The organism is Tepidimicrobium xylanilyticum, assembly GCF_900106765.1.
Lineage (GTDB): Bacteria > Bacillota > Clostridia > Tissierellales > Tepidimicrobiaceae > Tepidimicrobium > Tepidimicrobium xylanilyticum.
The window spans coordinates 1-2,012 of record NZ_FNNG01000035.1 but is presented as its reverse complement, the minus strand read 5'-3'; the positions used below and the strand labels follow the sequence as shown (position 1 = coordinate 2,012).

Annotated in this window: 2 protein-coding genes; both read right to left on the bottom strand. The window is 33.3% G+C overall.

The window, feature by feature from the left end; translation table 11 throughout:
* Window positions 1–113: 113 nt before the first annotated feature.
* Entirely contained in the window at window positions 114–902 is a 789-nt protein-coding gene (locus BLV68_RS15180; protein WP_093755282.1) for an ATP-binding protein, read from the bottom strand.
* Complete coding sequence (locus tag BLV68_RS15175; protein ID WP_093755280.1) at window positions 817–1,884, bottom strand: replication protein; 1,068 nt, start codon at window positions 1,882–1,884, stop codon at window positions 817–819. Before BLV68_RS15175 ends, BLV68_RS15180 begins: the two co-directional genes overlap by 86 nt.
* Window positions 1,885–2,012 lie beyond the last annotated feature (128 nt).

The following is a 2,012-nucleotide window of genomic DNA, read 5'->3' as shown; positions in this document are numbered from 1 at the left end:
CTTCCACAGTAGGTACATACAATTGCTTTTTGTACCTGTCTGTTTAAATCTATTAGCCTTACTTCAACCATTTGGCTGTTGCATTTATGACAAAGTTTCATAATTGTTCACCCCTATAATGCTTTATGCAATCTATAGTTAAGTTCTTGTCCTTGGAATTCAATTATGTGCCCTTTGCACATTTCAGTAATCCTAGTACCTATTCCTTCGTCAAAATCAATTATGTCATTTATCAAGTATTCACTTGATATTATCATTGGAGCATTCTTAAAGTATCTATAATTGACTATTTCAAATATTGCTCTTTTGTCTGCATCATTTAAAACCTCATAACCTGCTCTAGTTCTATGTGTTGCATTTTTATAGAGATCATCTATGAGTAAAACTGTTGCATTTTTGTATTTGTTTATTTCTTTAGCATAGCTTTCTTCATCCATGGCCACTTGCTTAATTCTAGTTATATCTTCTCTATACTGCATGTATCTAACCCCAATGTTTCTTTTCATGAATTCATTAGCTATAGCTATGCTTAAATGGGTTTTTCCTGCTCCTACTTGTCCTAAAAAAGCTATTGAGTTGTTTCTTAAGTTTTTAATACTATCAAACTTTTTTACATAATCCATGGCCATAGCTTTAGCGTCAGCGGTTATTTTGTTGGTAGGTTTAAAGTTGTTAAAATTTCTTTGTAAAAAAGCTTCTGTTATTCCTGATGATTCTATTATTCTTTTATATAATTTAACTTCTCTGCATTTGCATGGCCTAGCTGTATTATTTTCTATATCAAATAACCATTCTTCATCCTTGCATATCTCGCACTCATAGTGAGTCTTCTCCTCCGTTCCAGAGGAATTGGCTTTTATCGAATTTAAAATTCTTTCTGCTATTTTTTGAAGTTGATCCATTTTTTACAGCCTCCTTTTTTACCTGTTTTTTCTCCCATTCTTCTTCAAATATAGGCATAAAATAGCTAAATGAGTTTATTGTTATCCGTCCATTCCTAGCTTTGTTTTCTTCTGCTGTTGTTTTCATAACACCCAAAATAAAGTTAATGTCTTTATATTTTTCATAAACATCAACTATATCAATCATGTCTTTACTACTACACATAGGTCTATTTCTTATTTTTAGATATGCTCTCTCTATCTTTTCAACTGGGCTAATCTGTTTGGTAGGAGCGGCACCTACCGGGGCGACAGATTCTTTATCTTGTTTGATAGGGTCGGCACCTATCGGGGCGACAAGATTATCCTGTTGTATGGAGTCCGCATCCATATCGGTGACAGGATTGTCGTTTCCAGTTTTTTGGGGCTGGTTATCTATAGTAGTAATAATATTATTTATATTTTCTTTAATATTTTCTTTAAGGCACCCTTCAACCTCAGCATTTTCAACGTTTTGAACCATGGCAACCCTTGTCCTTTTGTTCAACCCTTGCTTTGTCTTTTCGTTCAACCTTTTTCCATTTGTGCAACCCTTGTCTTTTTGTTCAAGGGTGTTGCCTACATATATGTTGTTTTCAATGTTTTTTAATAACCCTTGAACATTTATACAACCCTTGTCCCATTCTTCAACCCTTGTGTTTATTTCATATTCTGGAACCTTTCCTGGGCTATAGTTTTTTCTTTTCACAACTTTCCAGTCAATTAACTGTTTTAATTGCTTAGACATATATGTTTCAGAGCTATCACAAGCTGATGCAAATTCTTTTAAGGTTATTTCATCTGATTTTTTTCCCCAAGAATATGTTCTTCTCATAATGAATAGGCATATACTCATTTGCTTTCCATTTAGTTTAAACATTGAAAGAGCTTCAAGTAACAAATTAGCTATTCTACCATATCCATCTTCTAGTTCAGCTTTTAGTACTTCTTTATCATTAGACATTTAGATCACCTACTTTAGAAGCTAAGAGCTTGAAGCTCCTAGCCTATTCCTCAAATGGTGTTCCTTCAAATAGCGATTTATCTTCTTCATATTCATCACCGTTTTCTGGTAGAACTTCTATAACATCA